Source organism: Parvimonas sp. C2 (assembly GCF_035282405.1).
Lineage (GTDB): Bacteria > Bacillota > Clostridia > Tissierellales > Peptoniphilaceae > Parvimonas.
Map to the genome: position 1 here is coordinate 1 of NZ_JAYKBP010000004.1, position 20406 is coordinate 20406.

Here is a 20406-nt window from a genome sequence, read left to right on the forward strand (position 1 = left end):
CAATCCTGTTGTAATTTCATACTTATTAATTTCTGAAAAAGCATGTAATTTATATATTGATAAATCAAAATTATCTGAAGAAGTTTCAAATTATTTGAAGGAAAATAATGTTTCTATTAAAGCTTATGAAGTTATGGCAAGAGATATTTCTGATATTGAAGCTAAGAAGAATTTATACTTAGAACCTAAAAAGACAAATGTAGCTGTTTACTCAGCGATTGGAAGAGGAGTTAATGTTGTTACTGGCTTAAATCTTACTTCTATTATGAAATGTCATAAAAATGAAATAGAAATTAAAAATACTAAGAATGCATTTATTAAAGATGGAGTTGCATTAGTTAGATATCTAAATTGGTTGGAAACTGGTGTTTCAACTGGAACTATAACAGAAATGATAGCTTCTGAAAAGTTATTAGAATTTAGAAAACAACAAGATTTATTTATTGAAGATAGCTTCGAATCTATTTCTGCTTATGGTGCAAATGCCTCAATGCCACATTATAAACCAAGTCATGAACATCCTGTAAAAGTTGAACCAAGAGGATTATATTTAATTGATAGTGGTGGACATTATTTAGACGGAACAACTGATATTACAAGAACAGTTGCACTTGGAGAATTAAAAAAAGAAGAAATTTATCACTATACATTAGTTTTAAAGGCACATATTGCTTTAATGGAAGCTAAGTTCTTAGAAGGAACTAATGGTGGATATTTAGATGCTTTCACAAGATATAATCTATGGAAGAATAGAATTAACTTCAATCATGGTACAGGACATGGAGTTGGTCATGTACTAAATGTTCATGAAGGTCCTCAAAGAATAGGTACTGGAGGAAACGAATATCCAATGGAAGTTGGAATGGTAACTTCTGATGAACCTGGTATCTATATTAGTGGTAGTCATGGAATTAGAATTGAAAGTATTATGGTTTGTGTTAAAGATGAAATGACTGAATTTGGTCAATTCTTAAAATTTGACAATTTAACAGTTGTTCCTATTGATACAAGACCAGTTGATAAATCATTAATGAGTGAAGAAGAAATTACTTGGTTAAATGATTATAATAAGATGTGTTATGAAAAATTATCTCCATATTTAAGTGGACATGATTTAGAATATTTAAGAGAACAATGCAAGGAAATTTAAGAGAATTTGATATAAATTATGAATTAAAAAAACTACCTGATTTACCAGGAGTTTATATAATGTATGATAAGGATGATAACATTATCTATGTTGGAAAGTCTGTCTCTTTAAAGAATAGAGTTAGGTCATATTTTACTACTAATCACAAATACAAAAAAGTTCAAGCTATGGTAGAACATATTCATAGATTTGAATATATAATTGTAAATAACGAAACTGAAAGTTTAGTTTTGGAAGCAAATCTGATTAAGAAAAATAGACCTAAATATAATATAAATTTAAAGGACGACAAGCAGTATCCTTATATAAAAATTACAAATGAAAAATTTCCTAAAATTTTAAAAGTTAGAGATGTAAAAAATGATAAGGCTCAATATTTTGGGCCTTTTCCTACAATTTCAGACTTGGAAAAATTGATGGAATTATCAATATTGATTTACAATATAAGAGATTGTAAGTTGAACTTTGATAAAGGAAAGTTTTTACAAAGATCTTGTATGAGCTATTATTTGGGAAGATGCTCAGCACCATGTACTCAAAATATAGATAAAGAAGCTTATAATAATGATGTTAAAAGAGTTATTAAGTTTCTTTCAGGAGAAACAACTGAGATAAAAGAAATTTTACTAAATAGAATGAAACAGGCATCAGCAAAAGAAGAATATGAACTTGCGATGAAATATAGAGATTTCTTAAGTGAAATTGATTATTTATTTACTAAGCAGATTTTTAATATCAAGAAATTTAAGGAATATCATTTGATTTCATATGCTTATGCAGAAAATATTTTGGTTGTTGCAATTTTTATTGTAAATGATGGACTCGTAGTTGACAGAAAACATTTCATCATTGAAAATATTTTGGACTTGGAAATCGAAGAGCTATTTTCCAATGTTATAAGACAATTTTACATAAGTCATCATAATAAGGTTAAGGAAATATATATTGATTATTCAGAGGAGAGATTTTTAAATGAAATTTCATTATTTTTATCAAATATTTTCTCTGAAAATTCCATTTCTGTAAAAAATCCTAAAAAAGGTGTAAAATTCGACCAAATGAAGATTTTGCAAAAAAATGCAAATGAAATTTTAACAAAACATATTTTTGACAGTAAAAATATTAATGTAAAATACCTACAAGCTATTAATTATCTAAAAAATATTTTAGATATTGACAATCTAAATAGAATAGAATGTTATGATATTTCAAATATTTCAGGAGATTTCAATGTTGGAAGTATGGTAGTTTACAAAAATGGTTTTAAAAGTTCAAAAGATTATAGAAAGTTTAAGATTAAGACGGTTGTAGGTCAAGATGACTATTCAAGTCATAGAGAGATGCTTACAAGAAGATTTAATAGATTTTTAGATGAAAAAATAAATTCTATTGGAAGTAGTTTTTCTGAAATGCCGGACTTAATTTTAATGGATGGTGGAAAGGGACATGTTAATGTAGCAAAAGAAGTTCTTTTAGAGAAAAATTTGAATGTTCCGGTTATTGGCCTTGTTAAAAACGATAAACATAGAACTAAAGGAATAATTTTTGAAGATAATTATATCGAATTAGATATAAATACTAATATATATAGATTTTTATTTGATATACAAGAAGAAGTGCATAGATTTGCTATTAATTATCATAGAAGTTTACAGAATAAAAAATTGCAAAATTCTGTGCTTGATGAGATAAAAGGAGTTGGAGAAATTAAAAAGATTAAACTATTATCTCATTTTGGGAGTATTTCTGCGATAAAAAAAGCGAGTGTTGAAGAGCTTCTTATGGTTGATAAGATGGATAAGAAAACAGCAAAAAATATTTTTGAATTTTTTAATAATGAGGGATAATATGAAAAAAAGTGTTTTATTAAAAGACTTAGTTGAAAAACTTGGATTTGAGATTGTTTATAAAAGTGATGATTACGATAAAATAGAAATAGATTTTAATGAAGTTAATAGACCTGGTCTTCAGCTATGTGGTTTTTTTGATACTTTTTCATATAAAAGAATTCAAATAATTGGACTTCCAGAGCATGAATACTATGATAAATATTTACCATTTGATGAAAGAAGAAATATTTTTGATAAGTTCTTTTCATATCCTATTCCTGCTTTGATTTACAGTTATGGAATTAACATACCTTATGAAGTTTATTCTTTGGCGAAAAAACATAATAGGACAATCTTAAGAGTAGATTATGGAACTACAAAACTTATTTCTAAGTTGAATGTATTTTTGGAATTTGCTCTAAGCGAAGAAATTAGAATACATGGCGGATTGCTTGAAGTATTCGGTATGGGAATTTTAATAATTGGAAAAAGTAGTATAGGAAAAAGTGAAACTGCTTTGGAACTTATTGCTCGTGGGCATAGACTGGTAGCAGATGATGCTGTCGATATAAGAAAAATAGATAATAAACTCTATGGAGAGTCGCCTGAAAATATTAGACATTTTCTAGAGATAAGAGGACTTGGAATTTTAGATATCCAAAGATTATATGGTGTCGGAGCAGTAAAAAAATCTACTGAAATAGATTTTGTTATTGAACTTGAAAATTGGATAGATAACAAAGAATATGATAGATTAGGTCTTGATGATAAATACAAAAGTATCCTAGGTCTTGAACTTCCATATATTGTAATTCCTGTAAAACCGGGTAGAAATATAGCGTTGATTGTTGAAGTTGCAGCAAGAAATATGCGCCAAAAAATGTATGGATATAATGCTGCAGAGGAATTAAATAAAAGAATAATGGAAGAAATAAAAAATAAATCAAATTAGGTGGTAAATATGTTATTTAGTAAATTGAATTGTATTGTAAGATATGACGAACCTTTAAAAAATCATACTACATTCAAAATTGGTGGAAATTGTATAGCTTTAATTGAACCAAGAGAAGTTTTCGATATAGTTGAAACTATAAAAATATGTAGAGAAAATAGTATTAAATTTTTTGTAATTGGAAATGGATCAAATTTACTTGTTCCAGATGAAGGCTATAATGGAGTTATAATAAAATTAAAGAGTGAATTTTCAAAAATAGAAGTTGAAGGAGACTATTTAATAGTAAATTCTGGTGCAAAATTATCAGAAGTTTATACTGTAGCTTATGAAAATTCTTTAACAGGATTTGAATTCGCTTCAGGAATTCCCGGAACAATAGGTGGAGCAATCTTTATGAATGCCGGAGCCTATGGTGGTGAAATGAAAGATATAGTGGAATCCGTTGAAGTTTTGGACTTAGATAATTTCGAATTAAGAGAATTAAAAAATGAAGAGCTTGAATTTTCTTATAGAAAAAGCATAATTCAAAGAAAAAATTATATAGTTACAACTATAAAATTAAAATTAAAAAAAGGAAACAAAGAAGAAATTAATTCTGTCTATGAAGATTTAAGAGATAGAAGAAATTCAAAACAACCTTTAAACTTTGGCTCAGCAGGAAGTACATTTAAAAGGCCTGAAGGGCATTTTGCATCAAAATTAATTGAAGATGCTGGACTTAAGGGATATCATATAAATGATGCTTGGGTTTCAGAAAAACATTCGGGTTTTATAGTTAATAAGGGAAATGCAAGTTATAAAGAAGTTATGGAACTTATAGAATATGTTCAAAAAGTTGTTTTTGAAAAATTTGGAGTTAAATTGGAAACGGAAGTAAGAATTTTAAAGGATTAGGTTATGGAAGCAGTTATAATTACAGGAATGAGTGGAGCAGGAAAGACATTGGCATTAAACCATTTTGAAGATATGGGTTATTATTGCATGGAAAATCTCCCTCCAAAATTTATTGTAGATTTTGTTGAATTAATAAATAATTCTACAAAGTCTATTGAAAAGTTGGCTATAGTTATTGACGTTAGAGCTAGGTTTTTTGAAGACTTATCAGAAACAATTCAAAATTTGAAAAAAATGGATTGTGAACTTAAAGTCTTATTTTTAGATGCAAGTAATAGAACTCTTATTAATAGATACAAGGAATTAAGACGTCCTCATCCTGTAAACCCGAATGGTGCACTTTCAGATTCCATAGAGCTAGAAAGGGAATTGCTTAATGATATAAAAGATAAATCCGATATTATCATAGATACTACAAGACTTTCTGCTATAAGTTTTAAAAATAAATTGAATTCAATTTTTTTCAATGGTAATAAAAAAGATTTAGTTATAAATATAGAATCATTTGGATTTAAAAATGGAATTTTGGTTGAAGCTGATTTAGTTTTTGACGTTAGATTTTTACCTAATCCATATTATATTGAAGAACTAAAAGAACTTAACGGAAAAGATGATGAAATCCAAAATTATGTTATGGATTTTGATGACTCAAAGATATTCTTAAATAAAGTAGTTGATTTATTGGAGTTCTTAATACCTAAATATAAGGCTGAAGGGAAAAATATGTTAACTATTGGTGTTGGATGTACTGGTGGGAAGCATCGCTCTGTTTGTTTGGCTGAAAAAATATACTCTGAACTTAAAAAAGAACATTCTAATGTTAATATTTCTCATAGGGATGAAAGACTATGGTAGATGATACAAGAATTGTAACCATTGGAGGTGGAACAGGAAGTTCAGCCATCCTTAAAGGTTTGAAAAAGTATTTTAAAGATATTACTGCAATTGTAACCGTCGCTGATGACGGTGGAAGTTCCGGAATGCTTAGAGATGATTTAGGAATTATTCCACCGGGAGATATTAGAGCTTGTTTGATTTCTCTGGCAAATACTGAAAAATCAATGGAAAGATTGATGAAATATAGATTTAAAGAGGGAAATCTTAAGGGACAAAGTTTTGGAAATTTATTCTTAGTAGCGATGGCTGATATATATAAGGATTTTATGCTTGGAATACAAGAAACTTCAAATATTTTAGCAATAACCGGTAAAGTTTTACCTGTTACTTTGGATAATATAAAATTATTTGCAGAACTTGAAAACGGAGAAATAATTGAGGGTGAAAGTAATATAACAGCCTTAAATTTGGAAGATGAAAATAGCAGTAGAATAAATAGAGTTTTCATTTCTCCAAAATATGCTAAACCTCTTAATGAAGTTGTACACGAAATTTATAATTCAGATGTAATCTTAATAGGTCCCGGAAGTTTATACACTTCTGTAATTCCTAATTTGTTAATTTCTGAAATAAGTGAAGCATTAACTAATACAAAGGCAAAAATCTGCTTTATTTTAAATGTTGTTAATCAGTCAACAGAAACATTCGATTATAAGGTTACTGATCATTTAAATGCAATTTATAAACATTGTGAGGGAATTAAAATTGACACTATTATAGTAAATAATGAAATAATTCCTGAAGAAGTCGATTTGAAATATAAAAGAAAAAGTGCAAGTCAATTATTATTAAGTGATGAAGAAAGAAAGTATTTAAAAAAATTAAAAATAAGAGTTTTAGAAGATAACTTGATTAGTAAATCTTCAGGCTATTCAAGACATAACGAAGATAGACTTGCAAGATTAATTTTAGAAAATTTTTAAATAATAATTATGTTTTTAACATTTAGATTGGGGATTTCCCAATCTTTTTTTGTGTATTTAGATTGTTTAAATTTCAATTAAATTGTATCATAACATAAACAAAAATAGGAAAAAAATTTTATTTGACAAACTTATAGCACTGTGATATAATGATAAAAATAATACTTTAGGAAGTTTTTTATCATAAAAAAATTTAAGAAAATTGTAAGTTTTATGTTATTAGTTAGCATGTTATCTTCGATATTCTTGCCGATTTTTTGTAAAGAAAAAACGATTTTTGCTGAAGAGAAAAATAATCAAAGAGTTATAAGAGAAGATAAAGACTTTGTTTTGAAAGAAGATACATCCAATGGAATTAGATATTTGTATCTTAAAACACTTAATATTTCAAATGAACGATTAGAAGAAATTTTTAAAATTTCTGACGAAGGAAAGATTACAACTAGAAGTGGTATAGTAGTTGCAATTACTATTATTGCATTTTTATACCAAATATATACTACAGAGATGAAACCTCATTTTGACTTGGAAAGAGAACATAAAATAAAGTTACAAGCCACAGCTAATGGATGGATAGATATAACTAAGTATGGATTAACTATGTGGTACTATAAAACATATGGTCAATTTAAAACAGGTTGGCACTATGATAATTACTATGAAGGTTGGTACTATTTTTCTCCAGAACATAATTTTATGTTTGACCCAAGGTATAGTAAGTCAGAATGGTTATCAATAAATAATAAATGGTACTGGTTTAATATTGGAGGAAATTTAAAAGAGTTAAGTGGTTGGCAAAGATATGGAGATAAATGGATGTATCATGTTCCGGGAGATTATGGAGCTTTAGCAGGATGTCTTTGTAAGATAGGAAGTAAATATTATATTTTTAATTATAATGGGTTCATGACTTATGAAGGTAATACAGCTCCAGATTTAAGTAAATTAGGATATTCGAGGTGATTTTATGGATACAGTTATAGTATTTTGTTTATTTTCGATATTATGTATACTTGAATATAAATTAGATAAAGTTCAAAAAAATCAAAAAGAAATTAAAGAAGAGATTGAGAAGATTAGGTCAAAATTGTAAATTTTATTTTTAAGGAGCGAATGCTCCTTTTTGTTTTTGTTAATTTTGAAATTTGTATATTTGTAAATGATGTGAGAGCAAAAATTATAAAAAAATATAACCTGTATGATAGAATTAAAGGAGAATTAATTCTCCTTTAATTCTAATAATTCTTTACGTTTTTCAATAGGTGAAAGCCAATTTAAAGTTTGCATAGGTAATCTATTAGATTTATATAGATATTTTTTCATTTGTACAACCAAATCTTCATAAGAATAAAAAGATAAATTACTGTAAAATCTTTCATTGTCATTTCTATAACTTCTTTCAACCTTTCCATTGTGTCTAGGAGTTCTAGGTCTGATTAATTGATGTTTAATACCCAATTCATTACATAGTTTTTCAAAAGGATGAACTCTTTTAGTATCTTTAAAATGTGTAAATTCAAAACCATTATCGGTTTAAATAATTTCAGGAGCATAACCAAAGTATTTAATAGCTATTTTAACAAAAGTAACAGGACTATAAGAAGATTGTACCTTAAAAGGATAAATAAACCTTTCACGAGTTGCCTCATTAATAATCGTATATTGGTAGAATTTATCTGGTTTTTTACCAACATAACAAGAATTAGGAACATATTTAACATCAAGTTGCATTTTAACACCAATTTTAGTAGGAGTATGATAAGGTTTAGAAGCTTGTTTAACGTCTTTAAAAAAGCCAAGTTTTCTAAGAAATCTAAAAAGAGAGCAAAGATGTCTAGAATAACCTTTATTAAGTTTAAGTTTAGCAAAAAGTTCGATTAAATAAATATTAGGATTTCTTCTAATAAGATTTTTAATCCAATAAATTTCAGTATCGGTATGAGAATTAGGATGTTTAGATAAAGGTCTATGAGATTTATCCTTAAGGGATTCAATAGAACCATCAAATCTTTTATTCCAACGCATAAGGGAGGATTTAGATATTTTATATCTTCTACAAACAAAGCTAACAGAATTACCATTTCTTTAAGTTTTAACGACATAGAATCTTGTTTGAAGTAAATGAGGGATATAACGTTGGTTGTGTTTTATATCTTCTTGATTTTGTGGTATATTATTATTCACAAAAAGGGAGTTCCTTTCTAGTTAATTTGTTGGTAATTTTAATTATACAGGATATTCTCTTTTTTTTGTATTCTTGGTCTCACATCAATTGTATCATAACAATATCATAACATTATTTATTATAAAAATAGTAGAAAGAAAGTTCATTTTATGGTAAAATAATATATTGAGTAATTATAAATTATATGTTTTTAGGAGAGAGTATGAGAGATTTATATGAGATTTTAGGAGTGGATAAAAATTGTAATAAGGCAGAATTAAAATCTGCTTATAGAAAACTTGCAAAAAAATATCATCCGGATGTTAATCCTGATAATAAAGAAGCAGAAGAAAATTTTAAAGAAGTAAATTTCGCTTATGAAATTTTAAGTGATGATAATAGAAGACAAAAATATGATACTTATGGCGAAGCAAGCTTTAATGCAAATGCAGCAGGAGGCGGAGGCTTTGGAGGCTTCTCTGATATGGAAGATATTTTTGAAAGTATTTTTGGAGGGTTTAAAGGTTTTGGAGGATTTGGAGGATTTGGTTCTAACAGAAATTCCAATCGTCCAAGAAAAGGAGAAGATACTGAAGTTTATTTAGATTTGGATTTTTTCGAAGCTGTTAATGGTGTTGAAAAAGAAATTTTTGTAAATGTAAAAACTGTTTGTAATGTATGTTCAGGTAGCGGTGCAAAACCAGGAACAAATAAAGTTACTTGTAAAAAATGCAATGGACGCGGAAGTATTAGAGTTCAAAGACAAAGTTTTTTTGGAACAGTTGTTTCTGAAGAATTATGTAATGAATGTAATGGTACTGGTGAAATTGTAGAAGAAAAATGTGAAAAATGTAAAGGCAAAAAATTTGTTCTTGTAAGAAAGAAGTTTACTATTAAAGCTCCAAAAGGTGTGAATACAAATAATATTATGACTTTAAAAGAACAAGGAAATTGTGGAGAAAATGGTGGACCTAATGGAGATGTATATGTTATTTTCAAAGTAAAATCTCATGAATTATTTGTAAGAAATGGAAATGATGTTTTCTATGAATTACCAATTTCCTTTACAGAAGCAACTTTAGGGGCAGAAGTAGAAATCCCAACTTTAGATGGAAAAGAAAAATATACAATTCCTGAAGGAACAGAGACTGGTACAGAATTTATCCTTAAAGATAGGGGAATTTCTGATGTAAATGGATATGGTAAGGGTAATTTAACTTTTAGAGTTAAAATTATTACTCCAAAGAATTTAACTGATAGACAAAAGGAACTTTTAAGAGAGTTTTCTAATGAGAGAGAAGAACATTTGACAGAGCATAAGAAAAACTTTTTTGAAAAGGTAAAGGAGCTATTTGAATAATGGACTGGACTGAAATTGAGGTTGTAGTAAAAAATCAATTTGAAGACAATATAGTTGGAATACTTTATTTATTTGATATTGATGGAATAAATATAAAAGATTCAAGAGATTATGAAGAGTTTGCAAAAGAAAAGCCTTATTGGGTAGTTTTAGATGAGGATGATTTTGAAAAAAGTGATTTTATTACTGTTAAGACTTATTTAAAAAATGACGATGAAATTGAAGAAAATTTGCAAATTTTACAAGAGAGAATTTCAAAATTTGAAAGAGAATACAACGAAAAAGTCATTTTAAAAATAGATTCTAAAATAAAAACGGAAGATTGGGCAAATGAGTGGAAAAAATATTATAAACCTACAAAAGTTGGAAAAAATTTTATTATAAAACCTACTTGGGAAGATTATAATTTATCTGAAAATGAAATTATGATCGAATTAGATCCTGGGATGGCTTTTGGAACTGGAACTCATGAAACTACAGCCTTATGTTTAGAAGCTATCGAAAAGATAGATTTAAAAGATAAAACTGTTTTTGATATAGGTTCAGGAAGTGGAATTTTATCTGTTGGAGCTTTGAAACTAGGAGCAAAAAAAGTAGAAGCCGTTGACATCGACATCTTAGGTGTTGAGGCAACTTTAGAAAATGCTAAGCTAAATAAAGTTGAGGATAGAATCATTGTTCATCATGGAGATTTATGTGAAAAATTAAATTCAAAAGCAGATGTAGTTGTTGCTAATATTCTTGCACATATTTTAGTAAAATTATTGGATGATATAAGTAAATTTATAAAAGATGAAGGAATTTTCATTGGCTCCGGAATAATAGAAGAAAAGTATTTAGATGTTGAAAATGCCTTAATTAAAAATAATTTTGAAATTTTGGAAGTGAATAAAAACAAAGATTGGGTTTGTGTAATTGCAAGGAGAAAAAATGCATAGATTTTTTACAGATGAGTCAATCTTAGATGGAAAAGTTAAAATTTATGGAGATGACTATAATCATATAAAAAAAGTTCTTAGAATTACGGAAGATGAAAAAATTGAGGTAGTAGTTTTAGGAGAGCTTTATATTGGGAATATAGAGATTTGTGATAAATATATTTCTGTTTATAATTTGGAAAAAATTTCAGAAAATACTGAATCAAAAATTAAAATTCATCTATTGCAATGTTTGGCAAAGGGTGAAAAAATGGATTTAATAGTTCAAAAAGCAGTTGAACTAGGAGTTTATGATATAACTTTGGTGAATTCTAAAAGATGTATCGTAAAAATTGATGAAAAAAAAGAAAATAAAAAAATTGAAAGATTGCAAAAAATTTCTTATGAGGCTTCAAAGCAATCAAAGAGATTAATTGTTCCTAAAATCAATGAATTAATACAAATTAAGGATATTATAAATTTTGTAGGAGATAATTACTTACTTGTAGCTTATGAAGAGGATAAAAATATTTCTTTAAGGGATGTAATTATGAAAATAAAAACAGAAGAATCCTGCAAAGATATTTATATATTAATAGGTTCAGAAGGTGGCTTTGAAAGAGAAGAAATCGAATTTTTAACAAATAATGGAGCTTTCAGCATTGGCCTTGGAGCTAGAATTTTGAGAACGGAGACTGCAGGCATAAATTTACTTTCAATTTTGCAATATGAATTTATGTAGGAGGTTTATGAATAAAGTTAGTTTTTTAACTCTGGGTTGTAAAGTTAATCAGTATGAAACTGAAGCTATGCAGGAGTTATTTAAGAAACGAGGGTATGAGATTTGTAATGAAAATGACATATGTGATGTCTATGTTATAAATACTTGTACAGTTACAAATTTGAGTGATAGGAAATCAAGACAATTTATTTCCAGAGCGAAAAAATTAAATAAGGATGCTATTTTAGCTGTAGTAGGTTGTTACTCTCAGGTTGCACCTGATGAAATTTCTGCAATTGAGGATGTAGATGTAATTATTGGAACTAAAAATAGAGCTAGAATAGTTGAATTATGTGAAGAATCAAAGAAGTCGAATTTAAAGTTTAATATCGTTTCAGAACTTACAAAGGATTGTGGTTTTGACGTATTGTCAATAGAAAATCAAGAAAGTAAAACAAGAGCATATATAAAAATTCAAGAAGGCTGTAATATGTTTTGTACATACTGCATAATTCCTTATGCAAGAGGACCGATTAAGTCAAGACCAATTGAAGATATATATGAAGAAGCTGTAAAACTTGCGAATAATGGATATAAGGAAGTCATAATAACAGGGATTCATGTTGGTTCTTATGGACTTGATTTAGGAAATGATACTAGACTTATTGATGTTATAGAAAAATTATCTACTATCGAAAATCTTGACAGAATAAGACTTAGCTCCATAGAAGCGGGAATTATTTCTGAAGATTTCTTAATTAGATTAAAAAATTGTAAAAAAGTTTGTGAGCATTTTCATTTGTCTTTACAAAGCGGTTGCGATAAAATTTTAAAACTTATGAATAGAAGATATACAACTGATATGTATAGAAAAAAAGTTAGAATGATAAAAGAAATTTTTCCAAATGTTGCTCTTACAACTGATATTATTGTTGGATTTCCAGGAGAAAATGACGAGGATTTTCAAGAGACATTAAATTTTGTAAAAGAAATAGGATTTTCTAAAATTCATGTTTTTAAATATTCAAAGAGAAAGGGAACTCCTGCTTTTGATTTTAAGGAACAGGTTGATGGAAACGTAAAGAAATTTAGAAGTAATGAATTAATCCTATTAGCAAAGGATATGACGACAGAATTTTTGAAAAAAGAACTTTCAGAAAAACATGAAGTTTTATTTGAAGAAAATATTAATGGAAATAGACTTGTAGGTTATACAAGAAATTATATAAGATTTTCTGCTCCTTATAATGAAGATATGAAAAACAAAGTTGTTTATTGTAATGGTATTTCGGTTGAAGGAGAAGAAATATTTGGATTAGCAAGTAAAATAAAGATTTAAAAATTAGGAGGCTTATTTTGGAAAAGAAAAACTTTTATTTGACAACACCTATTTATTATCCAAATAGTAATTTACATTTGGGTCATACTTATACTACTATAGTTGCAGATGTTTTGAAAAAATACAAACAAGCTCAAGGTTTTGATGTGTTCTTTACAACAGGAACTGACGAACATGGTCAAAAATTAGAAGAGTCTGCTATAAAAGCTGGTAAAGCTCCATTGGAATATATTGATCCCATTGTTGAAAGTGCAAAGGAACTTTGGAGAACTTTAGATATAGATTTTGATGCTTTTGTTAGAAGTACAGATAAAATTCACGAAAAAAATGTAAGTGAAATTTTTACTAAGCTTTATGAAAAGGGAGAAATTTATAAAGGAAGTTATAAAGGAATGTATTGTGTTCCTTGTGAAGCTTTTTGGACTGAAAGCCAACTTGTTGAAGGAAATAAATGTCCCGACTGTGGTAGAGAAGTTTCTCCAAGTGAAGAGGAAACATATTTCTTTAGACTTTCTAAATATCAAAATAGACTTTTGAAATTATATGAAGAAAATCCTGATTTCATTCAACCGGAATCAAGAAAAAATGAAATGATAAGTTTCATTAATGAAGGTTTAACAGATTTGTCAGTTACACGTTCAAGTTTTGACTGGGGTGTTAAAGTACCATTTGATGAAAAGCATGTTGTTTACGTTTGGATAGATGCCTTAAGTTGTTATTTAACAGGTATAGGTTATGGAACAGATGAAGAAAAGTTCAATAAATTTTGGCCTTGTGATGTTCATTTAATTGGCAAGGAGATTATGCGTTTCCACGCAATTATTTGGCCTGCAATTTTAATGGCTTTAGATTTACCATTGCCAAAGAAAATTTTTGGACATGGATGGATTTTATTTGATGATGATAAGATGAGTAAAAGCAAGGGAAATATAGTTTATGCTGAACCAATTATAGAAAGATATGGAATGGACGCATTAAGATACTTTATGCTTAGAGAATTTACTTTTGGACAAGATGGTAATTTCACTTATACTAAAATGTTAAATAGAATTAACTCAGACCTTGTAAATGACTTAGGAAATTTGGTTTCAAGATCTGTAGCAATGTGTGAAAAGTATTTTGGTGGTATAGTTCCTGCTCAAACAGAATTAACAGAACTTGATAATGATTTAATTGAAACTGCTACAACAACAAGAGATAGAGTTGCTGAGTTGATGGATAAACTTAATTTCTCAATGGCTCTTGAAGAAATATGGAAATTAGTAAGAAGAACAAATAAATATATTGATGAAACAACTCCTTGGACTTTGATTAAAGAACAAAAAGAAGAAAGATTAAAAACTGTAATTTATAATTTACTTGAAAGTATAAGAATTATTTCAGGATTAATTAAACCTTTTATGAAAGAAACTTCATTAAGAATAAATGAACAAATAGGTTATTCTGATTATTCTTATGAAGATTTAACTAAATTTGGACTACTTAAAGTTGGAACAAAAGTTTGTAAAGGTAAAAATTTATTTGACAGACTTGATGTTGATAAAGAATTAGAAATCATAATTCAAAAGAATTCAGAATTAATTGAATTGAGAAAAAAGAAAAATTCAGGAGCTGACGACGTGAAAGAAGAAGTTAAAGAAAGTGAACTTATAACAATTGATGACTTTGCAAAAGTTGAACTTAAGGTTGGAAAAATCTTAGAATGTCAACCTCATCCAAAGGCAGACAGACTTTTAGTTTTTAAAATTGATATAGGAGATGAAGTTAGAACTATAGTTTCAGGAATAAGAAAATACTATTCTGAAACAGATCTTATAGGTAAAAAAGTTATTGTTGTTACAAATTTAAAACCTGTTAATTTAAGAGGCGTGGAAAGTAATGGAATGATACTTGCTGCATCTGATGATGAGAATTTAAGTGTATTGACTGTTTTAAATGATGTTAAAGAAGGATCAAAGGTATCATAATGAAAATAGTAGATAGTCACTGTCATATTGATGATGAAAAATTTGATCAAGATAGAGAAATGGTGATTTCAAATTTTGAAGATGATGGAATAGATTTTATAGTCGATCCTGCTTCTGATATATCATCAAGTGAAAAAATAATTGAAATTGTAAAAAAATATGATAGAGTATATGGAGCAGTAGGAATTCATCCACACGAAGTTGAAGATGTAACTGATGAAGATTTAAAAAAAGTTTATGAAATGTCTTTTAGTGAAAAAATAGTTGCTATTGGAGAAATCGGACTTGATTATTACTATGATAATTCTCCAAGAGAAAAACAAAAAGAAATCTTTAGAAAACAACTTGAAATCGCTGAGAAAAGAAATCTACCAGTTATAATCCATACAAGAGATGCAATGGGAGATACTTATGATATTCTATCCGAATTTAAAGGTAAAGTAAAAGGCGTAATGCATTGTTATACAGGTTCAAGCGAAATGGCAAAAAGATTTATGGAGCTTGGTTACTATATTTCTATTTCAGGAACGGTAACTTTTAAAAATGCAGTTAATGTTAGAGAAATGGTAAAGACTATTCCACTAGATAATTTGCTTGTGGAAACGGATAGTCCATATTTAACTCCAGAGCCAAATCGTGGAAAGCGAAACGAACCTAAATATGTAAGATTTACAGCTGAAAAAGTTGCTGAACTTAAAGAAATGGAATTAAATGATTTAATCTATAATACGAATAGTAATGTGAGGAATCTTTTTTCAATAGAGGATTAATATGAAAAAAATCAAAGAAATAATAGTAGTTGAGGGAAAAGATGATATTTCAAAAGTGAAATCCGCCTTTGATTGTGATGTTATTGCAACAAATGGAACACATTTTTCTAAAAATTTGCTTAAAAAATTAAAAGAGGCAAATGAAAAATGTGGAATAATAGTTTTTACCGATCCCGACTATGCAGGAGAAAAGATTAGAAAAAATATAAATAGAGTAATACCAAACTGTAAAAATGCATTTTTAAGTAGGAGTCTTGCACTTAAAGGAGATAATGTTGGAGTTGAAAATGCAAAAGTTGAAGATATTATTGAAGCTATTGAAAACGCAAAAGTAACAGTTTTGGAAAGAAAAGATGAAATAGACTTAAGCCTTCTAACTACTTTAGGAATTAGTGGAATGGGAAATAGTAAAGAGCTTAGAGAAAAACTTTGTGATTATTTTAAAATTGGATATTGTAATTCAAAACAATTTGTAAAGAGATTAAATAGTTTTGGAATAACTGAAAGCGAATTAGTTTTAGCTGTTGAAAAAATTTTAGGAGAGGAAGTTTAAAATGGATTTATATAAATTGTCAGTAATAAAGGAAATTTGTGATAAATTCGGATTTTCATTTTCTAAAAATTTTGGACAAAACTTTTTAACAGATAGAAATATCTTAGAAAAGATAGTTGAAGTTTCAGCTGTTGACAAAGAGTATGGAGTAATCGAAATAGGTCCAGGTTTTGGAGTTCTTGCTAAGTTTTTACTTGAAAAAGCTGGGAAAGTTGTTTCAATAGAGATTGACACAAGATTGAAAGAAGTTTTAGACTATACACTTAGTGAATATGATAATTTTGAATTTGTTCAATCTGACGCTCTAAAAATTGATTTGAAGAAACTTATTGAAGAAAAATTTACGCAAAAAAAAATAGTTGTGGTTGCGAACTTACCATATTATGTAACAACGCCAATAATAACAAAACTTTTAGAGAGTGATTTAGACTTGGAATCCATAACTATAATGGTTCAAAAAGAAGTTGCTCAAAGACTTGTTGCAGATGAAAATAGTAAAGATAATTCAAGCATAAGTTTATTCGTAAAATATTATGCAGATGCAAATATAGCTTTCAATGTCTCTAGAAATGTTTTTGTTCCTGCACCGAATGTAGATAGTGCAGTTGTCAATATGAGACTTAAAAAGGAAAGATTTGAGTATGAAAAAACAATGTTCAAACTTATAAAAAATGGCTTTGAAAATAGAAGAAAAACAATTTTAAATTCATTTTGCAAGTCTGGAATTGAAAAAGAAAAAATTATTAAGGTTTTAGAAAAACTCAATATAGATACTAGAACTAGGGCTGAAAAATTATCACTCGAAGATTTTAAAAATATTGCAAGAGAATATGAAAATTTATAAATTGTTGAAAAACTAAAAAATCCTTTGTTTAAATAAAAAATCAAGGGGTATAAAATTACTGAATAAATATTGAAAATATTTAAATTATCAAAAAAAATTATTAGGGGGCAAAAAATGGCTAAAGTAGTAGTATATTCAAGCGAGTCTTGTACTTATTGTAAACAAGCAAAAGAATTCTTAAAGGCAAATAACATCGAATATGTTGAAAAAAATGTTTCAACTGATTTAGAAGCTAGAAAAGAATTAATGGCAAAAGGACATATGGGTGTTCCTGTAATCTGTGTTGATGATGTAGAAATGGTTGGCTTTGACAAAGCTGAATTATCAAAAGCATTAGGATTATAATATTAAAATAGTAAATTTTAGGGTTCAGTGATTATTGCTGAACCTTTTTTGTGCATCTTTTTAAGATGTTTAAAAATAATGAAAATACTAATTTACTATACTATTATATTACCTGAAAATAAAAAAATTTCAAAAAACTACTATTAAATTTTTGTAATTTTATGGTAGTTTTTTTGTTAAAAGATATGTATTTTTTTGATTAATAATCCAATTTATGATATAATTATTTTGGTTTAGGAGGAAAAATGGAAAAATTAAAATTAAGACAATTTATTGTTTTATTTTTTATAGTTTTATTTTGTAGCATTATTTTTGGTTTCTATCTAAAGAGTATTGAACTGACTAATAGTGTTGACTATAAAATTATGACTTTAATTCAAAATAATAATATTTTTACAAAAAATACTGTTCTCCTGAATTTTATTAAATTTATAACATCTTTAGGAAATGGATCAACTTATTTTATTTTGTTTATTCCTTTTGGAGTATATTTTTATTATAACAATTTGAAAAAAGAGTTTTTATTTTTAATTGCTACATTACTATTAACATATATGTTAAATGAGTTAATTAAACATATTGTATCTAGAAAAAGGCCTATTGAATTTTTTGTGATAAATATGGGGGGCTTTAGTTATCCAAGTGGACATGCTATGAATTTTTCAGCCTTTTATTTAACTTTTAAATTTTTATTTAAAAGTATGTTTATAAACGTAATTATTTATATTATGATTTTTTTAATTGCAATAAGTAGAGTGATTTTAGGAGTTCATTGGCCAACTGATGTTATTGTAGGGTTTATATTAGGGTATTTTTGTTATAGTTTAGCTAGAGTATTATACCTTAATTTTTGGAGGGATTAATGGTATATCTGATTATCTTTACTGTTGTTGTATTTGTTTTTACATCAATAGTTGGAAATAAATTGAAAAAACAAAACTTTTTGATTGACTTAAAGTTAAAAAATTTTTTTCAAAATAATAATTTGAGATTTTTAAAATCTTCAATGAAACATATAACTTCAATGGGAGATGTTGTAACTTCACTTATTATTATATTTCCTATCTTTTTTTATTCTGTTTCAGAAAAAAATTATGTGTTGGCAAGTGCGATTTTAAATTCATCGCTATTTAATATGATATTTTTAAATTCTTTTAAATTTTTATTTAGAAGAGAACGTCCAGTTTCACATTCTGATATAAAATATTGGGGATATAGCTTTCCAAGTGGACATTCTTGCATAGGATTGAGTTTTTATCCAACTGTAATGTATGTTTTGTTTAATGGACATAGTTCATTTCCTTTTTGGATTACTGTAGGTGTTTTATTTGGACTTAGCATTGCAATCAGTAGAATTGTTGTTGGAGTTCATTGGTTTTCAGATGTTATCTTTGGTTCTTTATTAGGACTTGTATTTTTTAGCTGGACAGTATATTTGTATAGTATTGGATTTTATTATAAATTTTTGTTTTAATATTAGGAGGATTTATGGTCAAAGCAGTTGTAGGAGCAAATTGGGGAGATGAAGGAAAAGGGAAAATAACAGATATGTTAGCTGAAAATGCGGATATAATTGTTAGATTTCAAGGCGGTTCCAATGCAGGACATACTATTATAAATGAGTATGGAAGATTCGCATTGCATTTATTACCTTCAGGTGTTTTTTATAAGCATACAACATCTGTAATAGGTAATGGTGTAGCGCTTAATATCCCTTATTTACTTAAAGAAATTGAATACTTAAAAGAAAAGAATGTTCCCGATATTAATATTTTAGTTTCAGACAGAGCACAACTTGTTATGCCTTATCATATTGATTTTGATGCATATGAAGAGGAAAGACTTGGAGAAAATTCATTTGGCTCTACAAAATCTGGAATTGCACCTTGCTATTCAGATAAATACGCTAAAATAGGTTTTCAAGTAAATGAATTATTTGATGAAAACTTGTTTGAAAAAGTTGAAAGAGTTGTTGAATATAAAAATGTAATTCTAGAAAATTTATATCATAAAGAAAAAATTAATGCAAAAGAATTATATGAGCTTATGCTAGTATGGAGAGAGGCAATCAAACCTTATGTTTGTGATGTATCAAAATTCTTGAATGATGCTATAAAATCAGGAAAGAAAATTTTACTTGAAGGGCAACTTGGTTCTTTAAAAGATACAGATCATGGAATATATCCAATGGTAACTTCTTCATCAACTTTAGCAGGATATGGAGCAATTGGAGCAGGAATTCCACCCTATGCTATCAAAGACATTGTTACTGTAGTCAAGGCTTATTCTAGTGCGGTTGGTGCTGGAGCATTCGTAAGTGAAATTTTCGGAGAAGAAGCTGAAGAGTTAAGAAGACGTGGTGGAGATAAGGGAGAATATGGTGCTACAACAGGAAGACCTAGACGTGTTGGATATTTTGATGCAGTTGCTTCAAGATATGGTTGTAGAGTTCAAGGTAGTACTGAAGCCGTATTAACTGTTATTGATGCTTTAGGATATTTAGACGAAATTCCAATTTGTGTTGGATATGAAATTGATGGTGAAATTACTAGAGATTTTCCAACAACTGATAAGCTTGAAAAAGCAAAACCGGTTTGGAAAGTTTTAAAAGGATGGAATAGGGATATAAGAGGAATTAAAAATTATGAAGAACTACCAATTGAATGTAGAGAATACATTGAATTTATTGAGAAAGAATTGGAAGTTCCGGTTAAGATGATTTCTAATGGTCCAAAGAGAGAAGATATAATTTATAAAAATAGTAATATTTAATTTTAT

General features: G+C 27.7%; 20 protein-coding genes and 1 pseudogene. 20 read left to right on the top strand and 1 reads right to left on the bottom strand.

Annotation, left to right across the window (positions count from 1 at the left end):
* The 8 genes from VJI95_RS06285 to VJI95_RS06320 form a co-directional block, all read left to right on the top strand.
* A partial coding sequence (locus VJI95_RS06285) for an aminopeptidase family protein P (RefSeq protein WP_324010696.1) occupies positions 1 to 1150 on the top strand: 1150 nt, incomplete at its 5' end.
* A complete protein-coding gene (uvrC, locus tag VJI95_RS06290) occupies positions 1135 to 2997 on the top strand; it encodes an excinuclease ABC subunit UvrC (protein ID WP_324010698.1) in 1863 nt (620 codons plus the stop codon). The genes VJI95_RS06285 and uvrC, both read left to right, overlap by 16 nt.
* Before the next feature lies 1 nt (position 2998).
* Complete coding sequence (gene hprK / locus VJI95_RS06295) at positions 2999 to 3931, top strand: HPr(Ser) kinase/phosphatase (RefSeq protein WP_324000351.1); 933 nt, start codon at positions 2999 to 3001, stop codon at positions 3929 to 3931.
* 9 nt (positions 3932 to 3940) lie between these two features.
* The gene (gene murB, locus VJI95_RS06300; RefSeq protein WP_324010700.1) at positions 3941 to 4828 is read left to right on the top strand and encodes a UDP-N-acetylmuramate dehydrogenase; all 888 of its coding nucleotides are present in this window, start codon (positions 3941 to 3943) and stop codon (positions 4826 to 4828) included.
* A 3-nt stretch (positions 4829 to 4831) separates the two neighbouring features.
* Positions 4832 to 5683, top strand: coding sequence for an RNase adapter RapZ (gene rapZ / locus VJI95_RS06305; RefSeq protein ID WP_324010701.1), 852 nt, complete (start codon positions 4832 to 4834; stop codon positions 5681 to 5683).
* Complete coding sequence (locus tag VJI95_RS06310) at positions 5677 to 6648, top strand: gluconeogenesis factor YvcK family protein (protein ID WP_324010702.1); 972 nt, start codon at positions 5677 to 5679, stop codon at positions 6646 to 6648. Before rapZ ends, VJI95_RS06310 begins: the two co-directional genes overlap by 7 nt.
* Before the next feature lie 213 nt (positions 6649 to 6861).
* The gene (locus VJI95_RS06315; protein WP_324010704.1) at positions 6862 to 7611 is read left to right on the top strand and encodes a hypothetical protein; all 750 of its coding nucleotides are present in this window, start codon (positions 6862 to 6864) and stop codon (positions 7609 to 7611) included.
* A gap of 4 nt (positions 7612 to 7615) precedes the next feature.
* Entirely contained in the window at positions 7616 to 7741 is a 126-nt protein-coding gene (locus VJI95_RS06320; protein WP_324010705.1) for a hypothetical protein, read from the top strand.
* A gap of 125 nt (positions 7742 to 7866) precedes the next feature.
* Here the strand turns inward: VJI95_RS06320 and VJI95_RS06325 are convergent.
* Positions 7867 to 8799: pseudogene (locus VJI95_RS06325) on the bottom strand (DDE-type integrase/transposase/recombinase).
* A gap of 236 nt (positions 8800 to 9035) precedes the next feature.
* On the opposite strand from VJI95_RS06325, the gene dnaJ reads away from it, so the two are divergent.
* The 12 genes from dnaJ to VJI95_RS06385 all read left to right on the top strand — a co-directional run bounded on the left by dnaJ (position 9036) and on the right by VJI95_RS06385 (position 20400).
* Positions 9036 to 10172 carry a molecular chaperone DnaJ gene (gene dnaJ / locus VJI95_RS06330; RefSeq protein ID WP_324010707.1) on the top strand — a complete coding sequence of 379 codons (1137 nt, stop codon included), beginning with the start codon at positions 9036 to 9038 and terminating at the stop codon, positions 10170 to 10172.
* Entirely contained in the window at positions 10172 to 11110 is a 939-nt protein-coding gene (gene prmA / locus VJI95_RS06335; RefSeq protein ID WP_324010709.1) for a 50S ribosomal protein L11 methyltransferase, read from the top strand. Before dnaJ ends, prmA begins: the two co-directional genes overlap by 1 nt.
* On the top strand, positions 11103 to 11831 hold the full coding sequence (locus tag VJI95_RS06340) for an RsmE family RNA methyltransferase (RefSeq protein WP_324010710.1): 729 nt from the start codon (positions 11103 to 11105) through the stop codon (positions 11829 to 11831). Before prmA ends, VJI95_RS06340 begins: the two co-directional genes overlap by 8 nt.
* A 7-nt stretch (positions 11832 to 11838) precedes the next feature.
* Positions 11839 to 13149, top strand: a complete 1311-nt coding sequence (mtaB, locus tag VJI95_RS06345; protein WP_324010711.1) for a tRNA (N(6)-L-threonylcarbamoyladenosine(37)-C(2))-methylthiotransferase MtaB — start codon at positions 11839 to 11841, stop codon at positions 13147 to 13149.
* Between the two features lie 17 nt (positions 13150 to 13166).
* Positions 13167 to 15116, top strand: a complete 1950-nt coding sequence (gene metG, locus VJI95_RS06350; RefSeq protein ID WP_324010712.1) for a methionine--tRNA ligase — start codon at positions 13167 to 13169, stop codon at positions 15114 to 15116.
* Entirely contained in the window at positions 15116 to 15886 is a 771-nt protein-coding gene (locus VJI95_RS06355) for a TatD family hydrolase (protein ID WP_324010713.1), read from the top strand. The genes metG and VJI95_RS06355 overlap by 1 nt, the downstream gene beginning before the upstream one ends.
* A gap of 1 nt (position 15887) precedes the next feature.
* The gene (gene rnmV, locus VJI95_RS06360) at positions 15888 to 16439 is read left to right on the top strand and encodes a ribonuclease M5 (RefSeq protein WP_324010715.1); all 552 of its coding nucleotides are present in this window, start codon (positions 15888 to 15890) and stop codon (positions 16437 to 16439) included.
* Between the two features lies 1 nt (position 16440).
* Positions 16441 to 17283, top strand: coding sequence for a 16S rRNA (adenine(1518)-N(6)/adenine(1519)-N(6))-dimethyltransferase RsmA (gene rsmA / locus VJI95_RS06365; RefSeq protein ID WP_324010717.1), 843 nt, complete (start codon positions 16441 to 16443; stop codon positions 17281 to 17283).
* A gap of 114 nt (positions 17284 to 17397) precedes the next feature.
* Positions 17398 to 17628, top strand: a complete 231-nt coding sequence (locus tag VJI95_RS06370; protein ID WP_324000316.1) for a glutaredoxin family protein — start codon at positions 17398 to 17400, stop codon at positions 17626 to 17628.
* A 245-nt stretch (positions 17629 to 17873) separates the two neighbouring features.
* Entirely contained in the window at positions 17874 to 18491 is a 618-nt protein-coding gene (locus VJI95_RS06375) for a phosphatase PAP2 family protein (RefSeq protein ID WP_324010718.1), read from the top strand.
* Entirely contained in the window at positions 18491 to 19102 is a 612-nt protein-coding gene (locus tag VJI95_RS06380; RefSeq protein WP_324010720.1) for a phosphatase PAP2 family protein, read from the top strand. The genes VJI95_RS06375 and VJI95_RS06380 overlap by 1 nt, the downstream gene beginning before the upstream one ends.
* A gap of 14 nt (positions 19103 to 19116) precedes the next feature.
* Entirely contained in the window at positions 19117 to 20400 is a 1284-nt protein-coding gene (locus VJI95_RS06385) for an adenylosuccinate synthase (RefSeq protein ID WP_324010722.1), read from the top strand.
* The last annotated feature ends 6 nt before the right edge of the window (positions 20401 to 20406 follow it).